The 18,103-nt window shown below is 54.3% G+C and carries 15 protein-coding genes; 9 read left to right on the top strand and 6 right to left on the bottom strand.

What is annotated here, in order from left to right; genetic code table 11:
- Positions 1–132: 132 nt before the first annotated feature.
- Positions 133–474, top strand: coding sequence for a zinc ribbon domain-containing protein YjdM (locus ACO0U8_RS11695; protein ID WP_390972630.1), 342 nt, complete (start codon positions 133–135; stop codon positions 472–474).
- A 111-nt stretch (positions 475–585) separates the two neighbouring features.
- Complete coding sequence (locus ACO0U8_RS11690; RefSeq protein WP_390972628.1) at positions 586–2,448, top strand: M3 family metallopeptidase; 1,863 nt, start codon at positions 586–588, stop codon at positions 2,446–2,448.
- Between the two features lie 72 nt (positions 2,449–2,520).
- Here the strand turns inward: ACO0U8_RS11690 and ACO0U8_RS11685 are convergent, their stop codons facing one another.
- Positions 2,521–3,150: a flavin reductase family protein gene (locus ACO0U8_RS11685; protein WP_122094634.1), complete on the bottom strand. Its 630-nt coding sequence runs from the start codon at positions 3,148–3,150 to the stop codon at positions 2,521–2,523.
- A gap of 205 nt (positions 3,151–3,355) precedes the next feature.
- Between ACO0U8_RS11685 and rlmF the strand changes: the two genes are divergently transcribed.
- Complete coding sequence (gene rlmF, locus ACO0U8_RS11680) at positions 3,356–4,321, top strand: 23S rRNA (adenine(1618)-N(6))-methyltransferase RlmF (protein ID WP_122094636.1); 966 nt, start codon at positions 3,356–3,358, stop codon at positions 4,319–4,321.
- A gap of 336 nt (positions 4,322–4,657) precedes the next feature.
- Positions 4,658–5,962, top strand: coding sequence for a methyl-accepting chemotaxis protein (locus tag ACO0U8_RS11675; RefSeq protein ID WP_421670834.1), 1,305 nt, complete (start codon positions 4,658–4,660; stop codon positions 5,960–5,962).
- A gap of 155 nt (positions 5,963–6,117) precedes the next feature.
- Here ACO0U8_RS11675 and ybiO read toward each other — a convergent pair whose 3' ends face one another.
- The 4 genes from ybiO to glnH all read right to left on the bottom strand — a co-directional run bounded on the left by ybiO (position 6,118) and on the right by glnH (position 10,870).
- Complete coding sequence (ybiO, locus tag ACO0U8_RS11670; RefSeq protein WP_421670833.1) at positions 6,118–8,316, bottom strand: mechanosensitive channel protein; 2,199 nt, start codon at positions 8,314–8,316, stop codon at positions 6,118–6,120.
- 321 nt (positions 8,317–8,637) lie between these two features.
- Complete coding sequence (gene glnQ / locus ACO0U8_RS11665; protein WP_056782351.1) at positions 8,638–9,360, bottom strand: glutamine ABC transporter ATP-binding protein GlnQ; 723 nt, start codon at positions 9,358–9,360, stop codon at positions 8,638–8,640.
- Entirely contained in the window at positions 9,357–10,016 is a 660-nt protein-coding gene (gene glnP / locus ACO0U8_RS11660; protein ID WP_013574682.1) for a glutamine ABC transporter permease GlnP, read from the bottom strand. Before glnP ends, glnQ begins: the two co-directional genes overlap by 4 nt.
- A 110-nt stretch (positions 10,017–10,126) precedes the next feature.
- Positions 10,127–10,870, bottom strand: a complete 744-nt coding sequence (gene glnH / locus ACO0U8_RS11655; RefSeq protein WP_056782352.1) for a glutamine ABC transporter substrate-binding protein GlnH — start codon at positions 10,868–10,870, stop codon at positions 10,127–10,129.
- Positions 10,871–10,908: 38 nt separating this feature from the next.
- Between glnH and ACO0U8_RS11650 the strand changes: the two genes are divergently transcribed.
- Positions 10,909–11,244, top strand: coding sequence for a hypothetical protein (locus ACO0U8_RS11650; RefSeq protein WP_421670832.1), 336 nt, complete (start codon positions 10,909–10,911; stop codon positions 11,242–11,244).
- A 44-nt stretch (positions 11,245–11,288) separates the two neighbouring features.
- Here the strand turns inward: ACO0U8_RS11650 and ACO0U8_RS11645 are convergent, their stop codons facing one another.
- The gene (locus tag ACO0U8_RS11645; RefSeq protein WP_421670831.1) at positions 11,289–11,555 is read right to left on the bottom strand and encodes a DksA/TraR family C4-type zinc finger protein; all 267 of its coding nucleotides are present in this window, start codon (positions 11,553–11,555) and stop codon (positions 11,289–11,291) included.
- A 508-nt stretch (positions 11,556–12,063) separates the two neighbouring features.
- Between ACO0U8_RS11645 and ACO0U8_RS11640 the strand changes: the two genes are divergently transcribed.
- The 4 genes from ACO0U8_RS11640 (at position 12,064) to ACO0U8_RS11625 (ending at position 18,072) form a co-directional block, all read left to right on the top strand.
- A complete protein-coding gene (locus ACO0U8_RS11640; RefSeq protein ID WP_421670995.1) occupies positions 12,064–13,032 on the top strand; it encodes a KpsF/GutQ family sugar-phosphate isomerase in 969 nt (322 codons plus the stop codon).
- Positions 13,033–13,138: 106 nt separating this feature from the next.
- Complete coding sequence (locus tag ACO0U8_RS11635; RefSeq protein WP_122094644.1) at positions 13,139–14,302, top strand: capsule biosynthesis protein; 1,164 nt, start codon at positions 13,139–13,141, stop codon at positions 14,300–14,302.
- A 54-nt stretch (positions 14,303–14,356) separates the two neighbouring features.
- A complete protein-coding gene (locus tag ACO0U8_RS11630) occupies positions 14,357–16,033 on the top strand; it encodes a polysaccharide biosynthesis/export family protein (protein ID WP_421670830.1) in 1,677 nt (558 codons plus the stop codon).
- Positions 16,033–18,072, top strand: coding sequence for a capsular polysaccharide biosynthesis protein (locus tag ACO0U8_RS11625; protein WP_421670829.1), 2,040 nt, complete (start codon positions 16,033–16,035; stop codon positions 18,070–18,072). The genes ACO0U8_RS11630 and ACO0U8_RS11625 overlap by 1 nt, the downstream gene beginning before the upstream one ends.
- Positions 18,073–18,103 lie beyond the last annotated feature (31 nt).

Genomic DNA, 18,103 nt, shown 5'->3' with positions numbered 1-18,103 from the left:
TATATTCATCTCAGCGCCACAAAACCCCTCTTACCCTGTTCAATAGTGTGGTTAAAGGCTAAAATAGAGGAACTACGAAATCTATTTCATGATTTTATTGGTTTTTTTATAAACTTTTATGGAGATTTAACAATGGAAACTTTACCGGCTTGCCCGACGTGTCACTCTGAATTCACCTGGCAGGACGGTGAAATGCTCAATTGCCCTGAATGTGGACATGTGTGGTCCATGAGCGCTGATGCAGCCGGGGAAGATGACGTCCTGAAAGTGATCGATGCCAACGGCAATCTGCTGGCAGACGGTGATTCTGTTACGGTGATCAAAGACCTGAAAGTGAAGGGCAGCTCTTCCATGCTGAAGATCGGCACCAAAGTGAAAGGCATCCGTCTGGTTGAAGGCGACCACAACATCGACTGCAAAATTGACGGTTTTGGTCAGATGAAACTCAAATCCGAGTTCGTGAAGAAAAACTGATCCCCTCCCTGGTTGCCTGGCAGTGATGAGCGGTTTTGCCATATCGACAGAACCGCTGTCTGAACATACACTCAATGCATAATCTCGTTAACTTTCAGCAGAGAAGATTGCATGAAACAGGCTCAGGACTACTTTAACGCCCTCAACCGCGATTACCTTAAAGTGCATCAGGACAAAGAAAATTTGTTCTGGCAAAACTATATGGGCATCGGTGATGACAATGTCTCCGCGGCTTTCTCCGCCGCTGAAACCGCCTACAAACGTTTTATCGCCGAACCTTCCCGCCCGGCAGAATTACGCGAGTTAATCGCACAGCTCGATACTCAAAAACGCGATCAGGACGGCGAAGCACTGCTCCACGGCCTGCGCGGCTGGCTGAGTTTCTTCGACTGCAACGTGATTGAAGATCCCAAAGCGCAGGCGCTGCTCGATGAAATCATTCAGGCTGAATCCGTGCTGTTTGGTAAACGTAAGCAGTACCGGATGACGCACATCAACAGCAAAGGCGAGCGCGTCAGTGCATCGCTGGGTGAGCTGCTGACCAATCAGGCGAACAATGAAAACGAAACCTATCGCCGCAGTTCGCAAAATGCGCTGCGGGAACTGGAAGAGTGGCTGCTGCACAACGGCCTGCCGGAGCTGATTGGCCTGCGCAACCGCTTCGCCCGCCAGCTCGGTTACCGCAATTATTTCGATTATAAAGTGAATAAAACCGAGCGCATGACGCCGGAACAGTTATTCGCCATCCTCGATCGTTTCGAAGAACAAACCCGTGAAAGCAACACGCGCAGCCTGAATGAGCTGGTCGCGCGCGAAGGCGATGCCGCACTGCTGCCATGGAATATCCGTTTTGCCAGCGCCGGTGATGTCACCCGCCAGCTCGACCCTTACTTCCCGTTTGCCGATTCCCTGCGCCGCTGGATCGACAGCTTTAAGCGTCTGAATATCGGTTTTAACGGCGCGGATATGCAACTGGATCTGCTGGTGCGCGAAGGCAAATACGAAAACGGTTTTATGCATGGCCCGGTTCCGCCATTTTTCGACAACGGTCAATGGGTGCCTGCGGTGATCAACTTCACCAGTCTGGCGAAACCCGATCAGGTGGGCAGCGGGGCAGGTGGCCTGAATACGCTGTTCCACGAAGGCGGCCACGCAGCGCATTTCGCCAATATCCGCCAGAATGCGCCGTGCTTCTCGCAGGAATTCCCGCCGACGTCGATGGCCTATGCCGAAACCCAGTCAATGTTTTGCGACAGCCTGCTTGATGACGCGGACTGGCTGAAACGCTACGCGAAAAACGCCGCCGGAGAATCGGTTCCTGACGAACTGATCCGCGCCACCATCGAAGCCCGTCAGCCGATGCGCTCGTTCAATGAGCGCCATATCCTGCTGGTCCCGTATTTCGAATGGCAGCTCTATCAGTGGCCTGATGAAAAACGCACGCCGGAGGCGATGATCGCGCTGGCGCGTGATATCGAAACCCACATTCTGGGCGTGACCGGCAGCCCGCGTCCGACGCTGGCTATCCCGCATCTGCTGTCGATGGAATCAGCCTGTTCTTATCAGGGATATCTGCTGGCGATGATGGCGGTTGAGCAAACGCGCGCGTTCTTCCTTAAACGCGACGGCTACCTCACCGATAATCCGGCCATCGGCCCGGATCTGGCGAAGCATTACTGGACGCCGGGCAACAGCGTGAGCCATGACGATACGTTACGCAGCCTGACCGGTGAGGGATTCAATCCGGCGTATCTGGCGCAGGCGTGTAATCAGACCATCGATGCGGCCTGGCAGGATGCGCAACACACCATTGAACTGGCCTCAACACGCGAACAGCCGGAAGCGGATTTCGATCTCAATGTGCATATCCGGGTGATCGACGGCAAGCGCATTCTGGCCGACAGCGCAGACGGTGATGATGCCATGTGTCAGGATTTCGCAGATTTCGTGGAACAGAACTACCCGGTCAGATAATCCGGGCCGTTCAGCTTCAGACATAAAAAAACCGCCGCCGGGCAGAATTCCGGCGGCGGTTTTTTGTGTCGGTCAGCGGGCGTCGGGGCGGGTTAAATCGAAACGCAGCGCCTCAGAAATGCCGTAATAGGCGGAAGGCCCTCCGGCACGTAACACCGGCTCGGCGAGGGCGGTCTGGTAAACGCCCTCCACCAGTAAATGTTTCGCGATATGCACAGCCACCACTTCACCGAGCACCAGCCAGGTATCAATATCCCCGCCGGTGGCCGTTTTCAGCTGGATGCATTGCGTCAGTTTGCACTCAAAGTTCACCGGGCTTTCCAGCACGCGATCGGCGGCGACGATGTTGCCCGGCTGCGGCGTCAAACCGGCAAACGTAAACTCATCGTTACCGCGTTCCAGCGAGGCCGAACTTTCATTCATTTGCACCGCCAGCGCGCGCGTCGTCAGGTTCCAGACAAATTCGCCGGTTTCGACAATGTTTGCCACGCTGTCTTTCCAGCCGCTGCTGGCGAAACCAATGATCGGTGGACGATAATTGAAACAGTTGAAGAAGCTGTAGGGCGCGAGATTACGCTGGCCCGCCGCATTGCGTGAGGAAATCCAGCCAATCGGACGCGGGCCGACGATGGCATTCAGCGGGTCGTGCGGCAGGCCGTGACCGGCAGCGGGTTCGTAATAGTAGCGATCATCAGCGTTCATGGTATTCCTCGGTCAACATATTGATTTCAATTTTGAATGCCAGATTACCCATTTTGCGCGGGAAGTGACGGTTTTTATGTGCCCCGGCCAGTGAGCATCCGGCAGGCGGCGACGGTTTGTGGTATCTTGTGCGCCAATTCATGAACATCCAGCGTCCCCGCGCATGTTGTATGCGTCGCGCACACCTTTTCGGAGAGTCACTCAGGTGGAAAAAAAGAAAGTCTTCCCTCAGGAAAAAAGCGGTCTTCACCCGCGAAATCGTCATCGCAGCCGCTATGATTTCCCGGCCCTGATTGCCAATAACCCCGAACTGGCGCCATTCGTCACAGAAAACAAGTGGGGCGATTTGTCGGTAGATTTCGCCAATGCTCAGGCGGTAAAAGCGCTGAACCGTGCCTTGCTGCATGACTGCTATCAGATTGCTAACTGGGATATTCCTGCCGATTATCTCTGCCCGCCGATCCCTGGCCGTGCGGATTACGTGCATCATCTGGCGGATTTGCTGGCCAGCAGCAACAACGGCAACATTCCGCAGGGTAAAGACATTTCCGTGCTGGATATCGGCGTTGGCGCGAACTGTATTTACCCGATTATCGGCCTGCGCGAATACGGCTGGCGTTTTACTGCCAGTGAGATCGACCCGGTTTCCATGGCGGCAGCCAAGAAAATCGTTGCCACCAACCCGCAACTGACCAATCAGGTGCGTTTCCGTCTGCAGGCCAAACCGCAGCGTATTCTCGATACCATTATCCGCCACGACGAACGCTATGACGCCGTGCTGTGTAATCCGCCTTTCCATGCGTCAGCGGCCGATGCGGCCTCGGGCAGCCAGCGTAAACGCCAGAATCTGGGGTTAGATCGCCGTGGCACGACCGAGCTGAACTTTGGTGGTCAGCACAACGAACTGTGGTGCGAAGGCGGCGAAGAAGCCTTTGTGGTTCACATGGCCGAAGAGAGTGCGGGCAAAGCGCAGAACTGTTTCTGGTACACCGTGCTGGTTTCCAAAAAAACCACCTTGCCGCTGCTGTATGACGCGTTAAACGAAGAAGGTGCAACCGACATTCGCACCATCGAAATGGTGCACGGAAACAAAATCAGCCGCTTCGTGGCCTGGACTTTCCTGACGCCATCACAGCAAAAAAGCTGGGCAATTAAACGCTGGTCAGTCTGATCACGTCGTGAAATGAATGATTCCAGCGTGTTCATCTGTTGATGCGCACGCTGGAAAAATAGTCCGGTTGTCCCCTTTCTTTTTGAGTGGATTAAATTATGCTTAATTCACTATAAAAAAAGCTTATTCGTTTTCACTGTAATCATTATTTGCCTTATTTGTTTATCACAGCATTGTTGATTGTGTTTTGCTGCCTGCAACCCACCCAGGGGTCAGACTACGGTTTCGCTGTTTATTGGTTTTAACGCTAATAACCCGCGGGATGTAGCACGTGTTTATTTCAATTAATTGCGGTCACGCATTAATTCACGTTATCAGCCACAGGGTGTCTGTCCTATGCAATTATTTTCTCATCAGTTTAGTACGGCATGGCGTGAAAAATTCTCTGCGATCCAGCAGGCGGTTCCGATGATAGCCTTCACGCCAGACGGCGTGGTGCTTGAGGTGAACGATCTGTTTCTTACCGGCATGGGCTACAGCAGACAGGACGTCGTAGGCCAGCCACACCGGATGTTTTGTACGCCGGAGTTTGTCGTCAGCGATGCCTATCGTTTGCACTGGGAAGGTTTACGGCAAGGGAAATCCATCAGCGGGAATATTAAACGGGTGCATAAGAATGGCAGCATTCTCTGGCTTGAAGCGACTTATGTACCGGTGAGAAATAAACAAGGTAAAGTCACTGAAATAATTAAAATTGCCAGTGACGTCTCTGAACGGGTGAATGAATCTCACGAACATCACGGTATTTATCAGGCGCTCGAACGTTCGATGGCGCTCATCACCTTTACCCCTGACGGTCACGTCATTTCTGCAAACAATAACTTTCTGAAAGTCATGGGCTATTCCCTTCAGCAGATTCAGGGCCATTCCCACGGTATGTTTTGTTTACCCCACTATCGTGATTCTCATGAATACCGTAATCACTGGCAGCGTCTGAAAAACGGCGAATTTATTCTGGGGCGTTTTGAGCGCATGAATGGCCGGGGGCAGAGTATCTGGCTGGAAGCGAGTTACAACCCGGTGATGGATGACGACGGCAAAGTGCTTAAAGTGGTTAAAATCGCTCAGGACATTACCTGCCAGATGGACCAGCAGCGGCAGCAGGAAAGCATGATGACGCACGTCCACGCGTTGTCGCTGACCACCGATAAAACCGCCGCCGAGGGCGTCACTATCGTCCAGCAGGCTGTCGAAGACATGCAGGAGGTCGAGGCGTTAGCGCGCCGGACCTCAGACATCATCGGCCAGCTCGGCCAGACATCCGAACGCATTGGTGAAATGGTCGATACCATCCGCCGTATCTCCTCCCAGACCAATTTACTGGCGATCAACGCCACCATCGAAGCCGCGCACGCCGGTGAACAGGGCAGGGGATTTGCCGTGGTCGCCGGTGAAGTGCGATCGCTTGCCGATCAGTCCCGTAAAGCCGCGGTTGAGATTGACCAGCTGACGCAACACATCCGCGAAGGCGTCATGGCGGCCATTGACGGCATGGGTAACTGCGTCAACCGCGCAGGCGGCGGCGTCACACTCAGCCGTAACGCAGGCGAGGTCATCAATCAGGTTAATCTGGGGATGCAGGATCTGGTGCGGATGATGGCGGAGTTTTCGGTGATCGCGGGGGAGCGGACCAGACAGTAAAGCGTGGAGCCGGACGGGTTTCGCCATTTCGGAAATGGCGGAACTTGTAATGAAGTACGACTGAGTCACAGCGATCCCTTGCCCGGTTTCGGCGCGAAAGGCCAGGGATCGCTGCAATTACAAACCCAAAATATTTCCGGTCATTATTCAAGCCACTATGGCGCGATACCCGCATTGATCCCAGGCTGCGGCACGTCGCCGTTATAAATCTGTACTGCCTGCTTAGGCATTTCGATCCCCGCCTCAGCAAAGTGATTCTTCACCAGCCGGTCAAGCGCGTACTGCACCGTCCATTGTTCCAGCGCTTTGGTGCGCACCAGCACCCGCAGGGTGAAGAACTGATCTCCTAGTCCCACCACGCCCTGATAGGTTGGCTCGCCGAGCAGCAGCGGTTTGATGGCGTCATCCTGTTGCAGGGCTTCAACCGCTTTGCGCAGCACGGCGTTGGCCGCATCCACATCTTCCTCGCGGCTGACGTTATAGCTGGCGCGATACACCCCAAACTCGCGTTCATAATTTGAAAGCGTGGTGATCGAAGAATAGGGCACGATGTGATAGACGCCGTAAATGTCGCGCAGGCCAATCGAGCGGATCGTCATGCGCTCGACGGTGCCACTGATGCCCATCACCGTGACGTATTCCCCGGTATTCATGCCGTTTTCGAACTGGATGAAAATACCGGTGATCACATCTTTAACCAGCGTCTGGGCACCAAAGCTGACCGCCAGACCAAGCGCACCCGCGCCGGCCAGCAGCGGCGCGATGTTCAGCCCGACCTGCGACAGCATGATCATAATGGTGATAGTACAAATCACGATAGCCAGCACGTTGCGAAACAGCGTCAGCAGCGTGCGCTCACGGGCGCTGGGACGCGCACCGTTGCTGAGTTCCTGCGCCAGCCGGTGCTCAATCACGCTCGCCAGCAGCGTCCAGGCGACAATGGCAAAGCACAGAATAAACAGCATGTGGCCCAGCCCGCTTATCACTTTCTCGCCGGTTTCCGTCATAAACCATTTGTTCAGATTGAAAATCTGCCAGGCATCAAGCAGTGAGAGCGTCACGCTCAGGACCACCAGCACGCGGATGATTTTCAGACCTGCCGGAATGTAAGAGTTAATCCGCTTTTGCAGCAGCGGATAACGACGGTTGACGTCATCAGGCAGGGTGATCCTGCGGCTGATCCAGCGCGAGAGCAGGCCGGAAATCAGCGCGCCAAGGCCGATGATCACCAGACTTTTGATGGTCGCTGCCATCATAAACCGCAGGCTGCCGGCAAAATCAAACTGTGAGAGGAAAAACAGCACAACGAAATAACTGACGGCCAGTAAATGCCAGACGTGGCCGAGCGCGCGCAGGATGACGCTGAAGAACGCCATTGACCGCTCAGCCAGCTGGTTAAATTCATGGTGGATGGTGCGGCGGTTATGCAGGATCAGCCAGCTGGCGTAAACGGTCAGCGCCAGCATCACCACAAAATTGACCACGGCGGCGGTGGTGTAATTGATTTGTGTGGCGACGACCGGCACGCCCACCATCAGCGCATACCCGATCAGGCCGCTGACCCACGCCAGACGGGTGTTCCAGTAACGGGCGGTCACGTCTGCCAGCGGGAAAGGGCGCAGGTAGCTGAAACCGGGGGAAAAAATCAGGCGCAAAACCGCTTTAAAGAATTCAATCACCGCGAACGCGCTGAGAAATAGTGCCTGCAACCGGGCGATCAGCGGGCTGCCGCCGTTGACGTATTGCGCAAACAGGTTACCGGCAGCGACGGTCAGCAGCAAAATACCCAGATCGACGGCGAACGCGCCCAGGATGCTGGCGGGCAACTTGTACCAGTGCGTCTCCCGCATCCGCGCATGATTTCCCCAGCGGCCAAGGCGCAGATAGAGCGGCCCGATTAACCGACGGATCAGGTGGAAGAAAGCAAAAGTCACTGCCACGGTCAGCAGAAAATAACCGACCGCCGGGAAGAAACGGGCCGGGTTAAAGTGGCGTTCCGGCCCTGAATTGATGGTGTCTTTCAGCGTCTGAACGCGCTTCATGATCCCGGACGCTGTCTGCTGGGTGGTATCGACCAGTTGATCAATCAGCGACAACTGTTCGGCCTGCGGGGGGGTATTTTCGCTGGCCGTTTTAGCCGCCTGCGGGGCTGTGCGGGCAGCGTCACGCAGATGGGTAATCAGTTCGGCGCGGGCTTTATCATCCTGAAGAATATCGGCCAGTGCGGCGTATGAGGCTTTTTGCTGATCTGCCGCAGCGGGTTTCTCCTCAGCCGCGTGGCTGAAAGCGCTGAACATGGCGAGGGTGATAAACAGCAAAACCGAAAATAGATGTGTCTGGATGCGGTGAGCCAACGGAGTCCTGTCGTTATGCGGCATTGTTCCTCTCTCAAAATGGCGGTTAATGGGGGTGTGGCAGCCCTAAGGGTAAAACAAGAGTGACCGTATTGTAGATAATTTGTGGCAAAACGTTGTGGGGTGACGTGCCATAGGCGGTTGAGTGGAGCATAGCCAGCAAGCGACAGCACGGAGTAAAAAAGCGAGGGAAAATCCAAAAGGGGAAAAGCTTTTCCCCCTTCGGGCGGTTCGGCGCAGCGCGTTAAGGGATCAGCGCCCCTGAGAAACCGACATCATTCCGGTCAGAGATAAAAGCCGCGCTTGCCGCGGCCTTTGGCATCAGGAAACGTGTTGCAGGAACTCGCGCAGACGTTCGCTCGGCGGGTTATTAACCAGATCGGCGGGTTTCCCGTCTTCCGCAATACGGCCTTTATCGATGAAGATCAGACGTGATGCCACTTTTTCGGCGAAGCCGACTTCGTGAGTCACGATGACCATTGTCATGCCTTCGTCTGCCAGTTGCTTCATCACGGTCAGCACTTCATGACGCAGTTCCGGATCGAGCGCAGAGGTCGGCTCATCAAACAGCATCAGTTTAGGTTTGACCGCCAGCGCACGGGCAATCGCCACACGCTGTTGCTGACCACCGGATAGCTCGGAAGGGTAGTGATGTGCGCGCTCGGACAGGCCGACTTTCGCCAGCAGTTCTTTCGCCAGTTTATTGGCTTCTTCTTTCGACGCGCCACGCACGCGGATCGGGCCGAAGGCCACGTTTTCCAGCGCGGTCATGTGCGGGAACAGATAGAACTGCTGGAACACCATGCCGGCTTCCTGACGGATCAGGCGTTCATCGACTTTCGGGTCATTCACTTTCAGGCCATCAACGATCAAATCGCCGGAGGTGATCTCTTCCAGCTTATTGATGCAGCGCAGCAAGGTAGATTTGCCGGAGCCGGACGGCCCGATAATCACCACCACTTCACCCTGAGAAATGTTCAGATCGATGTCGTGGAGCACCTGGGTTTTGCCAAAGTGTTTTGAGACGTTCTTGAATTCAATCATATAATTTTCAGTTTGCGTTCTAAGCGGCGCAGAACAAAGCTCAGAGCCAGCGTAATGATCAGATAGATAACGGCAACCGCACTCCAGATTTCCATGGCGCGGAAGTTACCGGCGATGATTTCCTGGCCCTGACGGGTCAGCTCGGCGACACCGATGACGATAAACAGTGACGTATCTTTGATACTCACAATCCACTGGTTACCCAGCGGTGGCAACATGCGGCGCAGCGCCAGCGGCATGATGATGTAACGCAGGGTCGCACGACGGGACAGACCCAACGCCAGACCGGCTTCGCGAAAACCATTGTGGATGGACAACACCGCGCCACGCGTAATTTCAGCGATATAGGCACCGGAGTTAATGATAATGGTCACCACCGCCGCGCTGAACGGGTCGATACGCAGATCGGGAACCATCATTGGCAGGGCGAAGTAAATGAACATTACCTGTACGACAATAGGCGTACCGCGAATGAGCTCGATAAATACCAGTGCGACGTTGCTGCTAAACCAGCCACCAAACGCGCGGGCAAAACCCGCAATCACACCAATAATCAGACCGCCAACCAGACCGAGGACCGAGATCCACAATGTCATCTTGGCGCCTTCGAGCAGGATAGGCAGAGCGGGCCAAATTACGCTCCAGTCAAACTGCATGGATTATCTCCTGGTCAAACAACTTACTGCGCCTGCGCGGAATAAATCCCGGCAGGCGCATAATATCAAGTCAGCTTTCTCTAAAAGGGAACGACTTAAATGAACAACGCTTATTTAGGTTCGGTATCGAACCATTTTTTATAGATGGCGGCGTAGGTACCATTCTCTTTGATGGTTTTCAGCGCGGCGTTGGCTTTCTCACGCAGTTCGCTGCCCTGAGGGAAAGCGATACCGTATTGCTGGCCAGCCAGTGAATCGCCAACCGCTTTGAACTGACCTTTACCGGCCGTTTTGATGAAGTACAGGATGTTCGGGGTGTCATGCATCACCGCATCCGCACGGCCTGTACCCAGTTCCATGTAAGCGCTGTCGATGTTCGGGAACTGACGCAGATCTTTGGTCTGTACGTTGGCTTTCATGTAATCCACGGAGCTGGTGCCGCTTTTCACTGCCACGGTTTTGCCTTTCAGATCAGCCACGCTTTTGATGGCGTCGTTGTTGCTCTTGACCATGACCATCAGACCGCTGTTGTAATAGCCGTCAGAGAAGTCGATGGCTTTCTTGCGCTCAGGTGTGATGGTGATACCCGCCAGCGCCAGATCGATGTTGTGTGTTTGCAGGGCAGGGATGATGCCGCCGAAGTCCATTGGTTTCAGTTCATAAGAGACTTTCATCTCTTTGGCGACCGCGTCCCACAGGTCGATATCGAAGCCGACGTATTTGTCACCTTGTTTGAATTCAAACGGGACAAACGCTGTGTCAGTAGCAACGATCAGTTTTTTGTCTGCTGCGTGTGAGCTTACGGCAAAGGCCAGAGTCAACGCGGCCAGGGAAACTTTTAAGAGTGACTTCATCAGTGAATTTCCTTTGTACATATTATGGGAACGATCTTATGTTACGACGCTTCACTGCAAAATTCATGCCAAAGTTCATGCATGCTAAAATTCAATGGTTTAACGGCGTGCTGAACCGTTCAAGCAAAAAATTTAACATGGGGCGCACTGTGATGGTGCATTGTTACACTTTGCAATGTTCTCTCGTGGTGCAGCGCTTTATCATTAACCAGATGTTGTCTTTTAAACAATCATTAATTAACAACTACGCCGCGCAAATGATAACTCGCTCTAACTTTTGCGGAACGAAAACAAAACCTGTGCTCAATTTTGAAGCAGATGTAAAGAGGAGGAACCGGATATTCACCTGCGAAATGACTTTTATTGAACCATAATGGTGCAATGGGTCATAAGCATAAAAGAGGAGGGAGGAGAGGCGTTAACGAAGCTGACTGTCTTTACTGCCGCGACGATTATACCCGGCGTGATCCTGCTGTTTTTTATCCAGCGCGGCCTGGCAGGCGACACAATATTGCACGCCCTTAAGCGCCTTTCTGCGTGCCAGCGGAATAGGCTCACCACATTCGTGGCAGAACTCCGCACTTTCACCCTGGCCGAGAGACTGACGTGCGCGATCAACAGCATCATTCACCGTGGAATCTATCTGATCTTGTACTGCGCCATCTTGCGCCCATCCGCTTGCCATAAAACCTCACAATATGTCTGTCTTTATGATTAAGAATAATCCATGTTGATTGATTCTTCGCCGCCTCTGTCTTTGTCATATACAAATAACTATTTGTTATATAACAACCTATTGAAAACACGATGTGTCTTAGCCTTCATTGAGTATAGTCGGGATTTTGATAAGAAAACTCCGATACAGTTTGTGTTATATCGTGCTGTATGTTAAAAAATGCATCAATTGAATGAATGTGTTTCGATTGTTTATAGTTCGCGTGAATTTGTATATTTTTTCGCTAATGTGTAACTTTTTCAGCCCGCTGAAAATTGACTTTACCGGCGCTGATTTCCGGTCACTCCTCATTCAATTTCTCATACTGCGACGCAGTAGCGACCGGCCAGACCATGAAATGGACTTCTTCAGGGCACATTTTACTTGATCGGCTAACCATAATGAGTAACCACTTTGGCCGTGGCGTCTGAGTGTGTCTTACCCCAATCAGGGCATTAATGTGGCAGATAATCAGGTAATTGGCGGCACCACGGGCGCGTCTGTACAACCCGGTCTGATTGACTCAGTGCGCAGTACGCTTTCTGAACAGGCTGATGCACTGCATCACCTTTCTTCGCATCTCGACAGCGGACAATATCAGACAGCCCTCCGGCTTATCCTTGAATGCCAGGGTCACGTCATTTTGTCCGGTATGGGCAAATCCGGCCACGTGGGCAGAAAGATCTCCGCGACGCTGGCTTCCACCGGAACACCAAGCTTCTTTATTCATCCCGCCGAAGCCTTTCATGGCGATCTCGGCATGATCACCCCGTACGACTTGCTGATCCTCATTTCAGCCAGCGGGGAAACGGATGAAATCCTGAAATTAATTCCGTCACTGCGTCAGTTCGGTAATCGCATTATTGCGATCACCAATCACAACGCGTCGACGCTGGCAAAACACGCCGACGCCACGCTGGAACTGATGATGGAAAGCGAAAGCTGCCCGAACAATCTGGCACCGACCACCTCGACCACGCTGACCATGGCAATTGGCGACGCGCTGGCTGTGGCTTTGATCCGTCAGCGTAAATTCCTGCCTACCGATTTCGCCCGTTACCATCCGGGAGGTTCTCTCGGCCGTCGTCTGCTCACCCGCGTGTCAGATGTGATGCTGCCGGTTGTGCCGACCGTGCGTGAAGATACCGGATTCCGTCAGGTGATTTCTGCCATCACCTGCGGGTGTCAGGGCATGGTGGCGGTGAACAATCAGCAACAGCAACTGACGGGCATCATTACTGACGGGGATTTACGCCGGTATATGGAAAAAAGCACCCAGCTCGAGAGTGCCTGTGCTGCCGACATGATGACCCGTTCGCCGCTGACGTTACCGGCGGACATGATGATCACCGATGCCGAAACGCTGATGCAAAAGCACCGCGTTTCCGTGCTGCTGGTGACAGATAAAGAAAACAACGTTGCGGGTCTGGTTCGTATTTTCGACTGAAAACATTGCGCACCGTGATCTGATTGCAGGAGAAAGACACGCAGGATCACGGTACTTTTAATAAAGCACGATGATAAAAACGTGCGATTTGTCATGATGATAAGAAATGTTTATTGAAAAACTGAAGTCTGCATGGCCCGGCGAACACATTGCCCGGGTTCGTCGATCACCTTTTCTGAGTATGGCAACGCTCAATCAGAATCTGGGCAAAATCATCATCGGCCTGCCAATGGCCTTGCTGATCGTCTATCTGCTTATTTTCAGCCATCCGCGCTATCTCAGCGAATCAACGGTTGCGATCAAAAGTTCTAATGACATCAGCGGCAGCAGCCTGAATGTCGGCCTGCTGCTGGGTGCCGCCAATCCGAGCACCGCAGAAGACGCGATGTACCTGAAAGAGTATATCAATTCCCCCGATATGCTCGCGGTGCTCGATAAACAACTGAATTTCCACGAAGTCTTTGGTCAGAGCGGTCTGGATTTTTTCTACCATCTGCCGAAAGATGCCACGCGTGAGCAATTCCTCAATTATTACCGCGACCGTATCGCCGTCACCTACGACGACAAAACCGGCCTGCTGACCATCGGAACGCAGGGTTTTACCCCTGAATTTGCCGAGCAGTTCAACAAAGCGGTACTGAAAGAATCCGAGCGCTTCATCAATGAAATCTCGCACAAAATTGCGCGCGATCAGCAGGCGTTCGCCGAAAACGAAATGCTGCAGGCGCGGGCACGCCTGAACACCAGCAAAACTCAGTTACTCGCGTATCAGAACCAGAACAACATTCTGGATCCGGAAGCGCAGGCCATCGCGGCCACGACCCTGGTGAACACGCTGGTCGGTCAGAAAATCCAGATGGAAGCGGAGCTGCGTAACTTACTGACCTATCTGCGTGAAGACGCGCCGCAGGTGATCAGCGCGCAAAACGCCATTACCTCGCTGGGCAAACAGATTGATCAGGAAAAAAGCAAAATCACCGCGCCGGACGGCCACAAGCTCAACAGCATGGCGGTGGATTTTGAAGAGATTAAAGCCAAAGTTCAGTTTGATACCGATCTCTACAAGCTCACGCTGACCTCTATCGAAAAGACCCGCGTCGAAGCGGCGAGAAAACTCAAAGTGCTGTCGGTGATCAGTTCCCCGCAGCTGCCGCAAGAGTCCAAATTTCCCAATACGCCTTACATGATCGCGAGCTGGCTGCTGATTTGCTGCCTGCTGTTCGGCACCGTCAAATTATTGCTGGCGGTCATTGATGACCATAAAGATTAACGCGGTTTGTTCCGCTATCCCTTTTAGCCTGAAGAATCGCACACAGAGCTTGTTATGAAATTATTGAAGTCCGTTTTGATTTTGCTCGCCTGCCAGTTTACGCAGGCACATGCCATCGGGATTAATGCTGATCCTGAGATGACCGGCGCTGCGCCGTTGCCTGCATTTTTGTCCGGCCAGACTCAGCAAACCGGTTCTGACAGCGGTTTCGACGATACCCCGCGTCCGGCGGTTCAGGCCGTCATGAGCCGTATGTTTGGCGCACAGCTCTTCACCGGCGGCGCCGCGGCAGACAACGCCGCCAGCATCGGTTTCAACCCGAACTACATCATCGGGCTGGGCGATCAGGTGCAGATCCGCCTGTGGGGCGCGTTCAACTTTGATGGCGCACTGACCGTCGATCCGAAAGGCAATATCTTCCTGCCTAACGTCGGCCCGCTGAAAGTGGCAGGGATTTCCAACAGCCAGCTGAACAGCGTGATCACCACCAAAGTGAAACAGGTTTATCAGGCAAACGTGAATGTCTACGCCTCGCTGTTGCAGGCGCAGCCGGTGAAAGTGTTTGTGACCGGTTATGTCAGCAACCCCGGCCTTTACGGCGGCGTAGCCTCTGACTCGCTGCTCTCGTACCTGAGCAAAGCCGGTGGCGTGGATACCGAGCGCGGCAGCTACGTGGACATCGTGGTTAAGCACAACGATCGCGTGCGTTCACGCATCAATTTGTATGACTTCCTGCTCAACGGCGATCTGCGCCTCTCGCAGTTCTCTGATGGCGACACCATCGTGGTCGGGCCGCGTCAGCATACCTTCAGCGTGGATGGCGACGTCTTCAACAGCTATGACTTTGAATTTCGTGACAGCACGATCCCGGTCAGCGAAGCCCTGAGCTGGGCTCGTCCGAAACCGGGCGCGACGCACATGACCATTATCCGCCAGCAGGGCAGCATGAAGCGCAGCGAGTATTACCCGCTGAGCTCGGCACCGGGCCGGTCATTGCAGGACGGCGACAAGCTGATCATCAGTTCGGACCGCTACGCCGGTACGATTCAGGTTCGCATCGAAGGTGCGCATTCCGGCGAGCACGCGGTGGTGCTGCCTTACGGCGCAACCATGAGCCAGCTGTTGCCAAAAATTCGTACTAACAGCATGTCGCAGATTAACGCTATCCAGCTGTACCGCCGTTCTGTCGCCCTGCGACAGAAAGAGATGCTGGATCTGACATTGCAGAAACTCGAAGAAGCTTCACTTTCCGCGCAGTCTTCGACTCAGGAAGAGGCCCGTTTGCGTACTCAGGAAGCCCAGCTGGTCAGCCGCTTTGTCAATAAAGCGCGTCAGGTGGTGCCGAAAGGCGAAGTGGTGCTCAGCGAAGACAACCTTAATCAGGTGATCCTGGAAGATGGCGACGTCATCAATATTCCGGAGAAAACCTCGCTGGTCATGATCCACGGCGAAGTGCTGTTCCCGAATGCGGTGAGCTGGCAGAAAGGCCTCAGCCCGGAAGATTACATCGAGAAAGTGGGTGGCTTTACCCAAAAATCCGGCAATTCGAAAGTCATCCTGATCAGACAAAACGGCGAAGCGGTGAATGCCGAAGATGTCAAAACGCTGCAACCGGGCGACGAGCTGATGGTGCTGCCGAAGTATGAGTCGAAGAACATCGAAGTCACCCGTGGCATTTCGACCATTCTTTACCAGCTGGCCGTGGCCGCGAAAGTGGTGCTGACCCTGTAATGCTGGGGATTTTTTCTGGCGGGATCTACCGGATCCCGCATCTGACGGCGTTTCTCGGCGAGCCTTGCTGCAAGGTGTCGCTGGTGCGGCCGCTGCCGGATGACATCACGCGGGTTGCTGTCTGGGGCTATCGCCCGAGCGGCACCAAAGCGGTGGCGCTGGCAGAGAAAAAAGGCCTGCCGGTGCTGCGCCTCGAAGACGGTTTTATCCGCTCGCTGGGGTTAGGGGTGACCGGTTCGCCGCCGCTCTCCATGGTGCTGGACAGCGAAGGCATGTATTACGACGCTTCGCGTCCCAGTTCGCTTGAAGGGCTGATTCATCAGCACGAAGAGAATCAGTTACTGCATGACGATGCGCGCCAGGCGATGCAGATGATCGTCAGCGGGGATTTATCGAAATACAACCAGGCACCGGCGTGCACGCTCACGTCACCGCCGCAGGGCGCGGTGCTGGTGGTGGATCAGACCTTTGGTGATATGGCCGTGGTGTACGGCAACGCCGGCGCGGAACAGTTCGACAGCATGTTACAGGCTGCAATGGCGGAGAACCCGGAAGCGGAGATTTGGGTGAAAATTCATCCGGACGTGCTTCAGGGAAAAAAAGCGGGCTATTTCAGCCAGATAGCGCAACTGGCGAAGCAGAACCCGCGTATCAGACTGCTGGCGATGGACGTCAGCCCGCAGTCGCTGCTGCGCCGGGTGAGCCGCGTTTATGTGGTGACGTCGAATTACGGTTTTGAAGCGCTGATGGCCGGTAAGCCGGTCAGCGTATTTGGCCAACCGTGGTACGCAGGATGGGGGCTGACGGACGACCGCCACGCGCAGTCGGCATCCCTCAGCGCGCGACGCGGCAGTGCCACTCTGGAAGATTTGTTCAGCGCGGCCTGCCTGCGCTACACGCGGTATATCAATCCGGCAGACGGCAAACGCGGCACATTGTTTGACGTCCTCAGCTGGCTGCTGATGCAACGACAGCATCACCAGCAGCGCGCAGGACGTTTATGGTCGCCGGGACTGACGCTGTGGAAACGCACGATTTTGACGCCGTTTCTGCGCACCACCGGCAACAAAGTGAATTTCAGTAAGCGCTTCGCCGGTGAGTCTGCCTGCGTGGTGTGGGGCATTAAAGGTGAGGCTCGCTGGCAAAGTGCCGCCGCGCAACATCAGTTGCCGCAGTGGCGTATGGAAGACGGTTTTCTGCGCTCCGCCGGGCTGGGCTCAGATCTGCATCCGCCGCTTTCGCTGGTGCTGGATAAAACGGGCATCTACTACGATGCCACGCGCCCGAGCGATCTGGAGCATCTGCTCAGCCACTGCCACCTGACGGCGTATCAGCAGCAACGCGCCGCCGCGCTGCGTCACCGGCTGGTCGCCAGCAAAGTCAGTAAATATAACCTCGGCGCAGCGTTCACGCTGCCCGCCGACGCCGCCGGAAAGACGGTGATTCTGGTTCCGGGGCAGGTGGAAGATGACGCCTCGATCCTGACCGGCACGCTGTCGGTTTGTACCAACGGCGGGCTGTTACGGGCTGTGCGCGAACGCCATCCGGATGCATACATCATTTATAAACCGCACCCGGATGTTCTGGTGGGGAACCGGCAGGGGCAGATCCCCGCCGAAGATGTCAGCCGCTGGGCAGACAGTCAGGCATCAGATGCCGACATTATTCAATGCATTCAGGCCGCCGACGAGCTGCATACGCTGACCTCGTTGTCGGGATTTGAAGCCTTATTGCACGATAAAAAAGTGGTGTGTTACGGCATGCCTTTTTATGCCGGATGGGGGCTGACGCAGGATGAACACAGGTGTTCACGCCGTACGCGCCGCCTCACGTTAGACGATGTGGTTTATCAGGCGCTGATTGCCTACCCGTCGTATATCCACCCGCACAGTCGGGAGCCCATTTTAGCGGAGCAGGCGGTTGAACTTCTTGCTGCGACGCCGAGGGCAGAGTTGCAATTCACACGAGTTAAAGCGGGCAGGATAGTCCGGTATTACAGAAAATTGCTCATGCTGATTCGCGTGACCTTTTCCCGATGAATCAGATAATTACTCAAAGTTTGTAGCGTGG

It is taken from the genome of Rahnella sp. EDr1-12, assembly GCF_049206505.1.
GTDB lineage: Bacteria > Pseudomonadota > Gammaproteobacteria > Enterobacterales > Enterobacteriaceae > Rahnella > Rahnella rivi.
This window is presented reverse-complemented; position numbering and strand designations above follow the sequence as displayed.